The 15,362-nt window shown below is 31.6% G+C and carries 16 protein-coding genes; 14 read left to right on the forward strand and 2 right to left on the reverse strand.

The features are described from left to right. The first annotated feature begins 4 nt into the window (after positions 1-4). From nadD to LQ617_RS01040, 7 genes are all read left to right on the forward strand, one after another. Positions 5-577 (forward strand): nicotinate (nicotinamide) nucleotide adenylyltransferase, encoded by a 573-nt coding sequence (gene nadD, locus LQ617_RS01010; protein WP_239739237.1) that lies wholly within the window; start codon positions 5-7, stop codon positions 575-577. Further along, complete coding sequence (gene yqeK, locus LQ617_RS01015) at positions 567-1,139, forward strand: bis(5'-nucleosyl)-tetraphosphatase (symmetrical) YqeK (RefSeq protein ID WP_159315590.1); 573 nt, start codon at positions 567-569, stop codon at positions 1,137-1,139. The genes nadD and yqeK overlap by 11 nt, the downstream gene beginning before the upstream one ends. 12 nt (positions 1,140-1,151) lie before the next feature. Continuing rightward, on the forward strand, positions 1,152-1,505 hold the full coding sequence (gene rsfS / locus LQ617_RS01020) for a ribosome silencing factor (protein WP_204258548.1): 354 nt from the start codon (positions 1,152-1,154) through the stop codon (positions 1,503-1,505). Further along, positions 1,502-2,221 carry a class I SAM-dependent DNA methyltransferase gene (locus tag LQ617_RS01025; protein ID WP_481816965.1) on the forward strand — a complete coding sequence of 240 codons (720 nt, stop codon included), beginning with the start codon at positions 1,502-1,504 and terminating at the stop codon, positions 2,219-2,221. Before rsfS ends, LQ617_RS01025 begins: the two co-directional genes overlap by 4 nt. 42 nt (positions 2,222-2,263) lie before the next feature. Beyond that, entirely contained in the window at positions 2,264-2,911 is a 648-nt protein-coding gene (locus tag LQ617_RS01030) for a helix-hairpin-helix domain-containing protein (RefSeq protein WP_191835629.1), read from the forward strand. 60 nt (positions 2,912-2,971) lie between these two features. Further along, the gene (locus LQ617_RS01035; protein WP_037588364.1) at positions 2,972-3,427 is read left to right on the forward strand and encodes a ComE operon protein 2; all 456 of its coding nucleotides are present in this window, start codon (positions 2,972-2,974) and stop codon (positions 3,425-3,427) included. A 147-nt stretch (positions 3,428-3,574) separates the two neighbouring features. Continuing rightward, on the forward strand, positions 3,575-5,755 hold the full coding sequence (locus tag LQ617_RS01040) for a DNA internalization-related competence protein ComEC/Rec2 (protein WP_239739241.1): 2,181 nt from the start codon (positions 3,575-3,577) through the stop codon (positions 5,753-5,755). A gap of 35 nt (positions 5,756-5,790) precedes the next feature. Here LQ617_RS01040 and LQ617_RS01045 read toward each other — a convergent pair whose 3' ends face one another. Beyond that, positions 5,791-5,928: a YqzM family protein gene (locus tag LQ617_RS01045; RefSeq protein WP_075577996.1), complete on the reverse strand. Its 138-nt coding sequence runs from the start codon at positions 5,926-5,928 to the stop codon at positions 5,791-5,793. 91 nt (positions 5,929-6,019) lie between these two features. Between LQ617_RS01045 and holA the strand changes: the two genes are divergently transcribed. Beyond that, complete coding sequence (holA, locus tag LQ617_RS01050) at positions 6,020-6,994, forward strand: DNA polymerase III subunit delta (RefSeq protein ID WP_239739243.1); 975 nt, start codon at positions 6,020-6,022, stop codon at positions 6,992-6,994. 73 nt (positions 6,995-7,067) lie between these two features. Here holA and rpsT read toward each other — a convergent pair whose 3' ends face one another. Beyond that, a complete protein-coding gene (rpsT, locus tag LQ617_RS01055; RefSeq protein ID WP_025904213.1) occupies positions 7,068-7,319 on the reverse strand; it encodes a 30S ribosomal protein S20 in 252 nt (83 codons plus the stop codon). Between the two features lie 234 nt (positions 7,320-7,553). Here rpsT and lepA point away from each other — a divergent pair, with 234 nt between their 5' ends. The 6 genes from lepA to dnaJ all read left to right on the forward strand — a co-directional run bounded on the left by lepA (position 7,554) and on the right by dnaJ (position 15,362). Beyond that, a complete protein-coding gene (lepA, locus tag LQ617_RS01060) occupies positions 7,554-9,377 on the forward strand; it encodes a translation elongation factor 4 (protein WP_049318748.1) in 1,824 nt (607 codons plus the stop codon). A gap of 54 nt (positions 9,378-9,431) precedes the next feature. After that, positions 9,432-10,550: a radical SAM family heme chaperone HemW gene (hemW, locus tag LQ617_RS01065; protein WP_191835626.1), complete on the forward strand. Its 1,119-nt coding sequence runs from the start codon at positions 9,432-9,434 to the stop codon at positions 10,548-10,550. A 116-nt stretch (positions 10,551-10,666) separates the two neighbouring features. Continuing rightward, positions 10,667-11,641, forward strand: coding sequence for a heat-inducible transcriptional repressor HrcA (hrcA, locus tag LQ617_RS01070; RefSeq protein WP_070368859.1), 975 nt, complete (start codon positions 10,667-10,669; stop codon positions 11,639-11,641). Between the two features lie 25 nt (positions 11,642-11,666). Further along, positions 11,667-12,254, forward strand: coding sequence for a nucleotide exchange factor GrpE (grpE, locus tag LQ617_RS01075; RefSeq protein WP_037588350.1), 588 nt, complete (start codon positions 11,667-11,669; stop codon positions 12,252-12,254). 44 nt (positions 12,255-12,298) lie between these two features. Continuing rightward, complete coding sequence (gene dnaK / locus LQ617_RS01080) at positions 12,299-14,134, forward strand: molecular chaperone DnaK (RefSeq protein ID WP_191835624.1); 1,836 nt, start codon at positions 12,299-12,301, stop codon at positions 14,132-14,134. A gap of 94 nt (positions 14,135-14,228) precedes the next feature. Continuing rightward, positions 14,229-15,362, forward strand: a complete 1,134-nt coding sequence (dnaJ, locus tag LQ617_RS01085; protein WP_037588347.1) for a molecular chaperone DnaJ — start codon at positions 14,229-14,231, stop codon at positions 15,360-15,362.

Genomic DNA, 15,362 nt, shown 5'->3' on the forward strand with positions numbered 1-15,362 from the left:
TATTATGAAAAAGCTCATGATCTATGGAGGTCAATTTAATCCAATTCATATTGGACATATGTTAGTTGCGAGTGAAGCATATCAATTTGTTCAACCTGATAAATTCATTTTCTTACCAAGTTATCAATCACCACTTAAAGAACATAACGAATCTTATTTAATAGAATCAGAACGTGTAAAAATGTTAGAATTAGCTATTGAAGATTTGCAATTCGGTGAAGTTGATGAGAGAGAACTTAATAGAAAAGGTACGAGTTACACATTTGATACGATTAAAGAATTTAAACAAGAACTTCCTGATTACCAAATATATTTTGTAATCGGTTCAGATCAATATGAGAATTTGCATAAGTGGAGAAACATTGCAGAATTGAAAGAATTATTAACATTTGTCGTAGTTAATAGAGAAGTTGATAAACAAGATGTAAAAGAAGGAATGTTAGCATTACACATTCCTAGAATGGATGTAAGCTCAACAGACATTCGCAATAGATGTAAAAATCGTCAATCTATAAAGATGCTCGTTACGCCACGAATTGAAAGCTATATCAAAAGGGGACGATTGTATGAAAATTAAAAAAGCAGTCAAATTGGTTGAAGAAACGTTACCAACAAAAAGATATAATCACTCTATGAGAGTTGCCGAAACAGGTAAGAAAATGGCAGAAATCTTTGATGGTGATATGAAAAAAGTTGAATTAGCAGGTATACTGCATGATTTATGTAAATATGAAGAACTTTCAGCGTTATACCAAAGTGTAACGCAGTATGATCTAGGGCAAGATTTATTAAGTTATGGCTCAGAAATACTACATGGACCAGTTGCTGCTGCAAGGCTTAAAGATCAATATGATATAAATGACGAAGATATTTATTATGCAATTTATAATCATACGACTGGTAGAGCACAAATGAATAAGACTGAAAAAATAATTTTTATTGCTGACTATATTGAACCTAAAAGAACAACTCCAGGTGTAGATGAAATTAGAGATATTGTCTTTAAAGAACGCAACTTGGATAAAGCAGTTTATGAAATATCAAAACGTACAGTGTTACACTTAATTAATAAGGATAAAACAGTACATTTAAAAACTATAGAATGCTTAAATTATTATAATATGCATTCAGAACAATAAAGGAATGGTTAAATGAATTCAAATGATTTAATGAAACAAACGTTACTTGCATGTGATGATAAACGTGCTGAAGATATTATTGCAATTGATATGAAAGGTATTAGCGATATAGCTGATTATTTTGTTGTATGTCATGGTAACAGTGACAAGCAAGTTCAAGCTATTGCAAGAAATGTTAAAGACGAAGCGGAAATTAATGATGTATTAGTAAAAAGACTAGAAGGCTTTAATGAAGCAAGATGGGTATTAATTGATTTAGGCGATGTTGTTGTACACGTATTCCATAGAGAAGAACGTGATTACTACGATTTAGAAAGATTATATAAAGATGCACCAATCACTACACTAAATGAGGTAGCGCAATAATGGCATACAATCGTATGAGTCATTATTATGACCTTCTAACTGAAGATCAACCATATGATAAATGGAAACACATCGTCGGTCATTATGTTACAGGTAATGATAACGATATTTTGGATATTGGTTGTGGGACAGGACGCTTAACAGAGCAATTATTAGAATATGGTCGCGTAAGTGGTCTTGATTTAAGTGAAGAGATGTTAGAAGTAGCTGAAAGTCGTAATCCTAATATTAATTGGTATTGTCAAGATATGAGAGATTTAGACTTACCTCAAAGTTACAATGTAATTACCATCTTTTGTGACAGCTTGAACTATATAACCGACCCTGAAGAAGTTCTTCAAGTATTTAACTATGTTAATCAATTTTTAAATAATGGTGGATTACTTATATTTGATGTGCATTCACTATATAAGATGAATCACCAATTTAATAACCGTAACTATATTGATGAAACCGAACAATTAACTTTAGCCTGGCAAGCTATTGCTGGTGAAGAACCAAATAGTGTATATCATCAAATGTCATTTTTCATTGAAAGAGAAGATGGACTTTACGAACGATTCGATGAAGAACATTATCAAGTCACATATGAAATCGACCTTTATAAACAACTTTTAGACTTTGCTGGATTTAAAGTTGAAAATGTATTTACTGATTTCAATATTGAACAATTTGATGAAAAAGGCGATAGACATTTTATAGTTGCACGAAAGTAATTTAGAACACTTCCTACGTTTAATTATGTAGGAGGTGTTTTTTTGAAATACATTCATAAAATAAAAGAATGGATAATAGAGAATTATCAACTTGCAATCATCATGATTGTTGTATTGTTTTTTATTTGTAATAGCCTTTTCACTGGTAATGATGATCATGAAGCTATTATTCATCAACAAGATACTATAAATGAAGTTAAACAACAGTCTTCAGAAGAGAAGTCAGTTGATAAGATGGATGAATCTAAATCTACTAAAGAAGTTAATAGAAACGTAGTAGTAGATGTGAAAGGAGCTGTTAATTATCCAAATACATATTCAATGTCTTCAAAGGATCGCGTACATGATGTATTAAAGAAAGCTCAAACAAAGCATAATGCAGATTTGTCTAAAATCAATCTATCAGAACGACTTAAAGATCAAATGTATATATATGTTCCAATAACTGGAGAACATGTGCCAAGTGTTAATACAAACCAACCTTCTAATGATAAAGTAGAAGTTAATATCAACACAGGAGATAAATCAGAAATTGAAAAATTACCTGGTATCGGTCCGAGTAAAGCAGATGCCATTTTACAATATAGAGAAACAAATGGAGAATTTAAAACTGTGGATGATTTGAAGAATGTTAAAGGATTTGGAGATAAAACAGTAGAAAGTTTAAAAGACTTTATCGTTTTAAATTGAATTGCATTTATACTTGTTAAATTTTACAATAGGAATATATGAAAGGTAGGTCGATGTGTAATGGATAGAATTGAATGGAAAGAATATTTTATGGCTCAAAGTCATCTATTATCATTAAGGTCAACATGTGAAAGATTATCTGTTGGTGCAACAATCGTTAAAGATAATAGAGTGATTGCTGGTGGATATAATGGCTCTGTTTCAGGAGAAGAACATTGTATAGATAATGGCTGCCTTGTAGTAGACGGTCATTGTATTAGAACCATTCATGCTGAAATGAATGCGATCATACAATGCGCTAAGTTAGGCGTTTCCTCAGAAGGTGCGACTATTTATGTTACACATTTTCCTTGTCTAAATTGCACGAAATCAATTATACAAGCTGGTATTAAACAAATTTATTATGCAGACGATTATCATAATCATACATATGCAATACAACTGTTAGAACAGTCTGGTGTACACTACGAAAAAATTAATTTCCACCCAGAAGACATTATTAAATATCTAAAGTAAGGACTAATATTTAAGATGTGGTTTTATTTTGCACTTTATTTATTGTCCGGTTTAATTTTCTTTGTACATCCCTATGTAAGTATAGTCATGCTCATTATCTTAGTTATAAGTTGCTATATTAAATGGCAATCATTAAAAATTTTGGTGATGAGCTTTATATTTTTTATGATAGGTTGCTTAATTTATCCGAATGATCCAATACAATATTACGAATCATTTAAAGTTTCAAAAAATCATAAAAATTATACTGAAATGATTCAGTTTGGAGATAAGATAACGATTGATGGAGACGGCTTTCAAGCTGAAGGACAAATCCATAATCAAACGTATAAAGCATTTTATACGATTAAAAATGAAAAAGAAAAGCTTAAATTTTTGAAGAAAATGCCTTATTTAAAAAATTGCCGTATTACATACTCTGTTAATCAAACTTTACCTAATACTAACGCATTAAAATTTCAATACTTTGAGTTTTTGCAAAATCATGATATTAAAGGTGTTATTAAGATAGAACACTTATTTTTAAATACTTGTTCGAATCGGTCATTATCTATTATCGAACGTATTCAACTATATCGAACGAATTTAATTCATGAAATGAAACAACTTGATATAGATGGTGTTGATGATATTATTGCGCTCACGTTAGGTGATACAAGTTATTTAAGTGAAGAAAGAATAGATCAACTTAAGAAATTAGGTATATATCATTTGTATGCTGTAAGTGGATCACATGTCGCATTGTTAAATATATTTTTATTTAAATTATTACTTAAAATGAATATCAAATATCATCATGCCGAGAATATGATATTTATATTGTTGCCAATATATGCTGTCTTAACTGGCTTAAGTCCGAGTGTTCTTAGAGCAGTAGGGGTAGTAATGGTTTATATGATTTTGAATAAAATCATGAAAATAGACGCTTTACAAATACTATCTATCACTTTTATTGTTTATACAATTTATAATCCTCACATTATTTTCGATATTGGTTTCCAATTATCCTATATCGTCTCCACGTTTATCATTTTATGTGTACCACTTATAAAGTCTTTCAATACAATCCACAAAATCATTACGATCAATGTCGTATCTCAATTATCCTCGTTTGTCATATTACTGATTCACTTTAATGCTTTTCAATGGTTAGGGTTTATAACAAACTTCATCTTTATCCCACTTTTTGAATTAATTATTTTTCCACTTGTGATGTTATTCATGTTGATGTTTGCCACTTTTGGTAAAGTTCCCAATTTATTTACGACACTAATAGAAATTTGTATGAATCAAACTTTTAAATTAATAGATGTTATGAGTCGTATTCCTATAAATGAGTTGGTTGTAAGAAATCTAGCCGAATGGATATATTTAATCATTCTCATTATTGTAGTACTAGTTTTAATGTTATTTATTAAAAAGAAATATATAACATCGTTACTCCTTTTCGCAATGTTAGTCATTGGAATCATATACCATTTTAATCATAATGAGGTTATTTTAAAATTTCTTGATATTGGCCAAGGAGATGCAATGATAGCTTATCATCATGATGTAAATCAAATTGTGATGATCGATACGGGTGGTAAAGATAAATTGAAGAAGAAACCGTGGCAAACTAGAAGTAAAATATCAAATTATACAGATTCAATTATTGTGCCTGAACTTAAAGAAAAGGGATTTCAAAAGATTGATTATTTAATCATCACACATCCACATGCAGATCACATGGGAGAATTAGCTACTTTGAGTAAAAAGGTATCAATCAAACATTTAATTATTAATAAAAAGACTTGGGATAGCCGTGAATTAAAACATTTGTTAGAAGAGGTTAAAGAAACGAACACCCAAATTGTAGATAGTTCATATTTGAGCGAATTAAAGATTGGAGAATCGACATATAAGTTTTTTAACCAAAATAGTCCGAATTATGAAGATAAGAATGATACATCAATCGTTACTGAGATCACAACGTTTGGCAGAACAATATTAACAACAGGTGATGCAACAGAAAAGGTAGAGGAAAGTATATTGAGTCAACTTAAAGGGAATTATGATATTTTAAAAGTAGCGCATCATGGTAGTTTGACAAGTACAAGTGATCGCTTTTTATTCAAAGCAAAGCCACATATTTGTGTCATAAGTTCTGGTCGACATAATAGGCATGGACTTCCGAAAGAGGCTATTGTAAATAAACTTAAACAAAACAATTGTAAAGTGTTCAATACACAAGATTACGGAATGGTGCAATTTGAAATCAATAAAGACAACATGATGATGACAAATGGACTACAAGAACATAATAAAAAAGCTTACAATCGACAGTAGTCGTTTGTAAGCTTTATATAAATGGATTTGATATATTAGTTTGGTAGTAAACTGAATACTTGTGCAATAATATAAATTGCTGCTAAGAATACGAAACCAATTATAAATCCAAATCCAGAGTCTTTAACATCATTGTTACGCCCTTGAGTATTTTCACCTTCAAATCTGTTCATATGACTCCCTCCTATACTTACTTTCATTATATGATATTAAACTTAAAAATGCTATACTTAATTAGAACTTTATAAGAGAGGGAGACTTATTTTGGAAGACAATATTGTATTGAATTATGGTGCAGTAAATGCACTTATTGAGAAAAAATCTGACGAAATTATAAATCAATATTTAGGTGAAGAAAGAGACGATTTCAATTATATTATATTTGATTTATACGAAACACCTATTTCAAGTGCGATAGAAGAATCATTAACTTTACCATTCCTCTCAGACAAAAAAGTTGTACATGTTAAGAATGCTTACCTTTTTACAGGAGAAAAAGTTAGTACTCAAATCAATCAAAATATCGATCAATTAATTCAATTTATTGAACAATATGATGGTGAAACGTTAGTCGTATTTGATGTGTTTAATGAGAAATTAGATGAAAGAAAGAAACTCGTTAAAACAGTTAAGAAAAATGCAAGGCTCAATAAAATTGACCAAATGACTGAACAAGAAATAAAACAATGGATTAAATCTTATTTGCATGAACAATATAAAGATATAAAAGAAGATGCACTAATAGAATTTTTAGAACTGACAGGTATTCAATTTAATATTATTAAAGCAGAATTAGATAAATTAGTGTTATTTATTGGTGATGAAGCGGTTATTAATAAACAAGACGTTAAAGAAATTGTGAGTCGTTCTCTAGAACAGAATGTATTTTTATTAACGGAATATATTCAGAAGGGTCAAAAAGAAAAGTCTATTAATTTACTGAAAGACTTAATCAATATGAAAGAAGAGCCGATTAAGCTATTAGCGTTAATCACAAGTAATTATCGCTTGTATTATCAATGTAAGATTCTTGCTGGTAAACATTATAGCGAACAACAAATAGCCAAAACGATTGGTGTACATCCATATAGGGTTAAACTGGCATTACGTATTACGAGAAAGCTATCACTCGATCGTTTATTAGCGACTATTGATATTTGTGCTGATACAGATTACCAATTGAAATCTTCATATATGGATAAAGTACTCATATTAGAACTTTTCATTTTAAAAATATAAGATGTGAGGCAAGTCTTTCATTCCATAAAAAAAGGGCGTGACACAGAATGTTCTGTGTCACGCTCTCACATAATTAGTTAGCTTTTGACATTAAGCTTGATTTAATTCTATCAGCTTTATTTGAATGAATTAGATTGTTTTTAGAAGCTTTATCAACTTTTTTAACAGCTAATGAAACTAATTCAGCTTTGTTTTCAGCATTGTTTTCGATTGCAGTTTTAGCAGCTTTTACAGCTGAACGCATATCATTTTTTTGTGAAATGTTAGCAGCGTCTTTCTTTTCTGTAACAGCAACGCGTTTAATAGCAGATTTAATGTTTGGCATGAGAGTCACCTCCTAAATATGTTGTCCGTGATCAAAGAATTTTTGATTGCAACAAAAAATATTTTATCAAATGTAGGGCATAAGTGCAATGATTATTTACACATTCCTTATAAAGCATAACACTTTATTGATAGTTTGATAATACGTTTGCATTTATTTCATAAAGACGGTATCATATCAAAGATGCGACTTACATTTAATACATGTAAAATTAACGAGAAAGTTGGAGTTCAAATGGACAGAACTAAACGCCTAGAGCGCCAAAATAAAATTAGAAACTTTTCTATCATTGCTCATATTGACCATGGTAAATCTACGTTAGCTGATAGAATTTTGGAAAATACAAAAAGTGTAGAATCACGTGAAATGAAAGAACAATTATTAGATTCTATGGATCTTGAAAGAGAACGTGGTATAACAATCAAACTTAATGCTGTTCGATTAAATTATACTGCTAAAGATGGGGAAACATATATCTTACATTTAATTGATACACCGGGGCATGTCGATTTTACATATGAAGTTTCAAGATCACTAGCAGCATGTGAAGGTGCGATTTTAGTTGTAGATGCTGCACAAGGTATCGAAGCTCAAACGTTAGCAAACGTATATTTAGCATTAGACAATGACTTAGAATTAATACCTGTTGTTAATAAAATTGATTTACCTGCAGCTGAACCAGAGCGTGTTAAACAAGAAATAGAAGACGTAATTGGTTTAGATGCAAGTGATGCAGTACTTGCAAGTGCTAAATCTAATATTGGAATTGAAGACATATTAGAGAAAGTTGTAGAAATGGTACCACCTCCAGAAGGTGATCCAGATAACCCACTACAAGCGCTTATTTTTGATTCTTCTTTTGATGCTTATAGAGGTGTAATTTCTTCTATACGTGTTGTTGAAGGTTCAGTTAAAGCTGGAGACAAAATTCAAATGATGTCTACAGGTAAGACATTTGAAGTTACTGAAGTGGGGATTAATACACCGAAACAACTTCCAGTTGATACGTTATCTGTCGGAGATGTAGGTTATATTGTAGCTTCAATTAAAAACGTTGGAGATTCCAATGTCGGTGATACAATCACTTTAGCTGACAGACCTGCTGAGAAGCCTTTAAAAGGGTATAAAAAGATGAATCCAATGGTATTCTGTGGATTATATCCAATTGATAATAGTAAATACAATGATTTAAGAGAAGCACTTGAAAAGCTTCAACTTAATGATGCATCTTTAGAATTTGAAGCTGAAACTTCTCAAGCTTTAGGCTTTGGTTTCAGAACAGGATTCTTAGGTTTACTACACATGGAAATTATTCAAGAAAGAATTGAAAGAGAATTTAATATTGAACTGATTGCGACGGCACCTTCAGTTATTTATGAATGTGAATTAACAGATGGCGAAAAATTACAAATTGATAACCCATCACAATTCCCAGACCCACAAAAAATCAACAGAATATATGAACCATACGTTAAAGCAACAATGATGGTTCCGAATGATTATGTGGGTGCTGTAATGGAACTTTGTCAGAAAAAACGTGGTAACTTTAAGACGATGGATTATTTAGATGATATTCGTGTCAATATTATTTATGAACTTCCATTATCTGAAGTCGTATTTGATTTCTTTGATCAGTTGAAATCTAATACGAAAGGTTATGCATCGTTTGATTATGAATTAATTGGATATCAAGAGAGTAAACTTGTTAAAATGGATATTTTATTAAATGGTGATAAAGTAGATGCATTAAGCTTTATCGTCCATAAAGAGTTTGCATATGATAGAGGTAAAGCAATAGTAGATAAATTAAAAACATTAATCCCTAGACAACAATTTGAAGTACCAGTTCAAGCAGCAATTGGTAATAAAATAGTAGCTCGAACAAACATTAAATCTATGGGTAAAAATGTTTTAGCAAAATGTTACGGTGGGGATATTAGCCGTAAACGTAAATTACTTGAAAAACAAAAAGCAGGTAAAGCTAAGATGAAATCAGTAGGTAATGTGGAAATTCCACAAGATGCTTTCTTAGCCGTGCTTAAAATGGATGAAGAATAATTTTGAAACAGCTGCATAATATGTAGCTGTTTCTATTTTTAAAGGAGCGTTTATATGGCAAAAAGTGTATATATTCATATACCTTTCTGTGTGAGAATTTGTACTTATTGCGATTTTAATAAGTTCTATATTGCTAATCAGCCGGTAGATGAGTACTTAGATTGTTTGATAAAAGAGATGTCAACGAGAAAAGATAAAGAAGTTGAGACTGTCTTTGTTGGTGGAGGTACACCTACAGCATTATCTGAAGCACAACTTGAAAGATTACTGCAAGCTATTAACGATTTATTTGTGATTACAAAAGAGTATACATTTGAAGCTAATCCAGATGAATTAACAGAAGCAAAAATAAAATTACTCAAACAATATGGTGTGAACAGATTGTCATTAGGTGTTCAAACATTTGATGATGAATTGTTAAAAGTGTTAGGAAGAACTCATCATAGTGACGATATTGAAAAAGCCGTTACATTATCTAGAAAACACAAAATTCCTTCTGTAAGTTTAGATCTTATGTTTCATTTACCAGGTCAAACATTAGAACAATTTGATGATTCACTTAATAAGGCACTATCACTTGATGTAGATCATATTTCAAGTTATGCACTTATACTTGAACCTAAGACGCAATTCTATAATTTATATAGAAAAGGGCGTTTGAAGTTACCTAATGAAGATTTAGGTGAAGAAATGTATCAACATTTGAAAAAGAAATTAGCAGATTCTAACCTAAATCAATATGAAATCTCAAACTTCTCGAAAGAAGGGCATGAATCTCTTCATAATAAAGTATATTGGAAAAATGAAGAATATTATGGTTTCGGTGCTGGTGCTCATGGCTATATTAATGGTGTGCGCTATGGAAATATCAATCCGGTTAATCAATATATTAAGAAATTAAAGAATGGTGAAATGCCTGTATTGCAAAGTACAGAAGTATCATTGAAGGAACAAATGGAAGAAGAAATGTTTCTTGGATTAAGAATGACTAAAGGTGTTTCTAAATCAAAATTCAAAAATAAGTTTGACCAATCAATAGAAGATGTATTTGGTCAACATGTGAAAGAACTGATTGAACAAGAATTATTACTAGATGAACAAGACTATTTACGCTTAAGTAATCGTGGACAAATAATCGGAAATGAAGTGTTTGAGAAGTTTTTATTAAGTTAAAAATATGTATTAAAAAAAGATATAAAAATTGAATGCTTTAACGTTGACTTTCTTTGACCAATTTGATAAATTATAATTAGCACTTGGGAAGATAGAGTGCTAATCGAGGTGATGACATGATTACTGAGAGGCAATTACAAATTTTGAATGTAATTGTTGAGGATTATGTTGAGTTAGGACAACCAATTGGTTCTAAGTCGATTATTGAAAGGCATCAATTGCCGATTAGTCCAGCGACAGTTAGAAATGAAATGAAACAATTAGAAGATTTGAACCTTCTTGAGAAGACACATACGTCATCAGGTCGTATTCCTTCTGAACAAGGGATTAAGTATTATGTTAATCAATTACTTGAGTCTAAATCTCAAAGTAAGAAAAGCTTAAATTGGTTTGAACATTTTCAAGATAAAAATCAATATGATGTAAACGCAATGCTTAAATGGTTAGCATTAGAAATTTCAAATCGATCACATTATACAACTGTAGTACTCGGACCGAATAAATTTTCAAGATTTATATTTGAAATTCATTTTGTGAGAGTCAGCCCAACTCATCTCATGGGCGTCATTGTATTTACAGATGGTTATGTAGAGAAAGTTCATATTCAAATTCATGAATCTTTAAATCAATTACAAATTGAGAAATTTATGAACTACTTAAACCAGTATTTTAAGCAAAATACTTTAACTACAATGATAAAAACGTTAGAATCATTATCGTTGTCATTCATTGATCAAGAATTTATTAATAATTTTAAACAAGCATTATTAACGCAAATTAATGATCATAATGAAGAAATGTTTCTAGGTGGTAAGATGCACCTAATTGATGCGTTAGATGTAACAAATGTGTCCATGATTCAATCGATTTTAAAGTATCTTGAATCTGAACGTATCGCTCAATTTTTAAATGAAACATCAAATGATTCGATAAGTGTCAAAATTGGACAGGAAATTAATAAAGATTTACATGGTATTTCAATTATTAGTACCAATTATGAAATTTCTGGTGATATAACTGGTCATTTAGCCGTTATTGGTCCAACTGCAATGCATTATAACAAAGTGATTCAACTTTTGAATCATTTTTAAATAAGGAAAAAATGGAGGGCATGAAATGACGGAAGAAAAGCAAAATGAACAATTCGATGAAACTAATGATCAAACTCAATCTGTCGCTACTGAAGAAGTAGAAGCGAATGAAACTGAAGAAAATGTTGAAGAGGTTGAGCAAGATAAAGTAGTCGAAATTCCGGAAGCTGAACTCGAACAACTTAAACAAAAAGCAAATGAAGAAGAAGAAAAATACTTACGTTTATATGCTGAGTTTGAAAACTATAAACGTAGAATGAAACAAGAAGCAAGCATTATTAAAGATTATCAAGCACAGCGTGTACTTACAGATGTATTACCTGCGCTAGATAATATGGATCGTGCACTTAAACAAGAAGGTGAGTCTGAAGACTTCTTAACTTTCAAAAAAGGTGTAGACATGGTTTATAACGATTTACTTAAATCATTAAAAGATAATGGTTTAGAAGAAATCGAATCTTACAACCAACCATTCGATCCAAATGTACATCAAGCAGTAATGCAAGATAACAATCCTGACTTTGAATCAGGTGTTGTAACTGAAGAGTTACAAAGAGGATATAAATTGAAAGATCGTGTTTTAAGACCAGCAATGGTTAAAGTAAACGAATAATGAACTCGATGATTAATTAATTATAAATTGGAGGAATAATTCTTATGAGTAAAGTAATAGGTATAGACTTAGGTACAACAAATTCAGTAGTTTCAGTATTAGAAGGTGGAGAACCTAAAGTAATCCAAAATCCAGAAGGTAACAGAACAACACCATCAGTTGTTGCATTTAAAGATGGAGAAACACAAGTTGGTGAAGTTGCTAAACGTCAAGCAGTAACTAACCCAAATACAATTCAATCAGTTAAACGTCACATGGGTACTGATTATAAAGAGAAAGTTGAAGATAAAGAATATACACCACAAGAAATCTCAGCTATGATTTTACAAAACTTAAAATCAACTGCTGAAAGTTATTTAGGTGAAAAAGTAACTAAAGCTGTTATTACAGTTCCAGCTTATTTCAATGACTCAGAACGTCAAGCAACTAAAGATGCTGGTAGAATCGCTGGTTTAGAAGTAGAACGTATTATTAATGAACCAACTGCAGCAGCATTAGCTTACGGTTTAGATAAAACTGAAACAGATCAAAAAGTATTAGTATTTGACCTTGGTGGTGGTACTTTCGACGTATCTATCCTTGAATTAGGTGACGGTGTATTCGAAGTATTAGCAACTGCAGGTGACAATAAACTTGGTGGTGACGATTTCGATGACGTTATCATTAAATATTTAGTTGAAGAATTCAAAAAAGAAAATGGCATAGATTTATCACAAGATAAAATGGCATTACAACGTCTTAAAGATGCTGCTGAAAAAGCTAAAAAAGACTTATCAGGCGTATCTTCAACTCAAATTTCATTACCATTCATCTCTGGTGGCGCAAATGGTCCATTACACTTAGAAACAACACTTTCAAGAGCTAAATTTGAATCATTAACAAGCGATTTAGTAGAAAGAACAATGGGTCCAACTCGCCAAGCAATGAAAGATGCAGGATTATCTAATTCTGATATCGATGAAGTTATTTTAGTTGGTGGTTCAACTCGTATCCCAGCTGTTCAAGAAGCAATCAAAAAAGAAATCGGTAAAGAACCTAACAAAGGTGTTAACCCTGATGAAGTAGTAGCAATGGGTGCTGCAATTCAAGGTGGCGTAATCACTGGTGATGTTAAAGATGTAGTATTACTTGACGTTACACCATTATCATTAGGTATCGAAACTATGGGTGGCGTATCTACAGTATTAATCGAAAGAAATACAACAATTCCAACATCTAAATCTCAAGTATTCTCTACTGCAGCTGACAACCAACCAGCAGTTGATATTCACGTATTACAAGGTGAACGTCAATTAGCAGCAGATAACAAAACACTTGGTCGATTCCAATTAACGGATATTCCACCAGCTCCACGTGGTGTGCCACAAATCGAAGTATCATTTGATATCGATAAAAATGGTATCGTTAATGTAACAGCTAAAGATTTAGGTACAAACAAAGAACAAAAAATTACGATTGAATCAAGCTCATCATTATCAGATGAAGAAATCGATCGTATGGTTCAAGATGCAGAGAAAAATGCTGAAGCAGACAAAAAACGTCGTGAAGAAATCGATTTAAGAAATGAAGCAGACCAAATGGTATTTACTGTTGAAAAAACTTTAAATGATCTTGGCGATAACGTTGATGAAAGCGAAAAAGCTAAAGCTGAAGAAGCTAAAGAAGAATTGAAAAAAGCACTTGAAGGTACTGATATAGAAGATATCAGAACTAAAAAAGATGCACTTCAAGAAATCGTACAACAATTATCTGTTAAAATGTATGAACAAGCTGCACAAGCACAACAAGGTGCGGAAGGCGCTGAAGGCCAATCTACTTCAAACGATGATGACGTAGTTGATGCTGAATATACAGAAGTCAACGAAGACGATAAAAAATAATACTAATCATTAAAAAGTCAAAGTCAATGTGATTGGCTTTGACTTTTTTAATTCATATACGTATTATAAATCAGTGTGTAAAGGAGAGATTACATTGGCAAAAAGAGACTATTATGAAGTACTTGGCGTATCCAAAGATGCTTCTAAAGATGAAATAAAAAAAGCTTATCGTAAATTATCAAAAAAGTACCATCCTGATATCAATCAAGAAGAAGGTGCTGACGCAAAGTTTAAAGAAATTTCAGAAGCATATGAAGTGCTAAGTGATGAAAACAAACGTGCGCAATACGACAGATTCGGTCATAGTGGTCCGCAACAAGGATTCGGTGGATCACAAGGATTTGGAGGACAAGACTTCTCTGGATTCGGTGGCTTTGAAGATATTTTCGGTTCATTCTTTGGTGGCGGTGGCGCTAGAAGAGATCCTAACGCTCCAAGACAAGGTGATGACTTACAATATAGCATGACATTAACATTTGAAGAAGCTGTATTTGGTACTGAAAAAGATATTACAGTTCGTAAAGATGTAGAATGTGATACATGTCATGGTAATGGTGCTAAACCTGGCACTAAGAAAAAAACTTGTACGTACTGTAACGGACAAGGTCATGTAACAGTTGAACAAAATACTATTCTAGGCAGAATGCAAACGCAAAAAGTTTGTCCTGAATGTGAAGGTTCTGGACAAGTATTTGAAGAAAAATGTTCAGATTGTCATGGTAAAGGTACTCAAAACAAAAAAGTTACAATCAAAGTGAAAGTACCTGAAGGTGTTGATAATGACCAACAAATTCGCTTAGCTGGTAAAGGTGGACCAGGTGTAAATGGTGGACCTGCAGGCGATTTATATGTTGTGTTCAGAGTGAAACCACACAGTAAATTTAGACGTGATGGAGACAATATCTTCTATGATCTAAATCTATCATTTCCTCAAGCAGCACTTGGTGATGAAATTACTGTTCCTACATTGACTGGTAATGTATCATTAACCGTTCCAGCAGGTACACAAACTGGTAAACAATTTAGATTGAGAGAAAAAGGTGTTCAAAACGTTCATGGTTACGGTAAAGGTGATTACTTCGTAACTGTAAAAGTTGTAACTCCAGATAAAATGACTGAAAGACAAGAAGAACTATTACGCGAGTTTGCTGAAATAGGTGGAGAAACTATTACAGAACAACCATCTAGCTTTAAAGACAGAGCCAAAAAGTTTTTTAAAGGAGAATAG

Origin of the sequence: Mammaliicoccus sp. P-M59 (genome assembly GCF_022386135.1) — a bacterium.
GTDB lineage: Bacteria > Bacillota > Bacilli > Staphylococcales > Staphylococcaceae > Mammaliicoccus > Mammaliicoccus sciuri_A.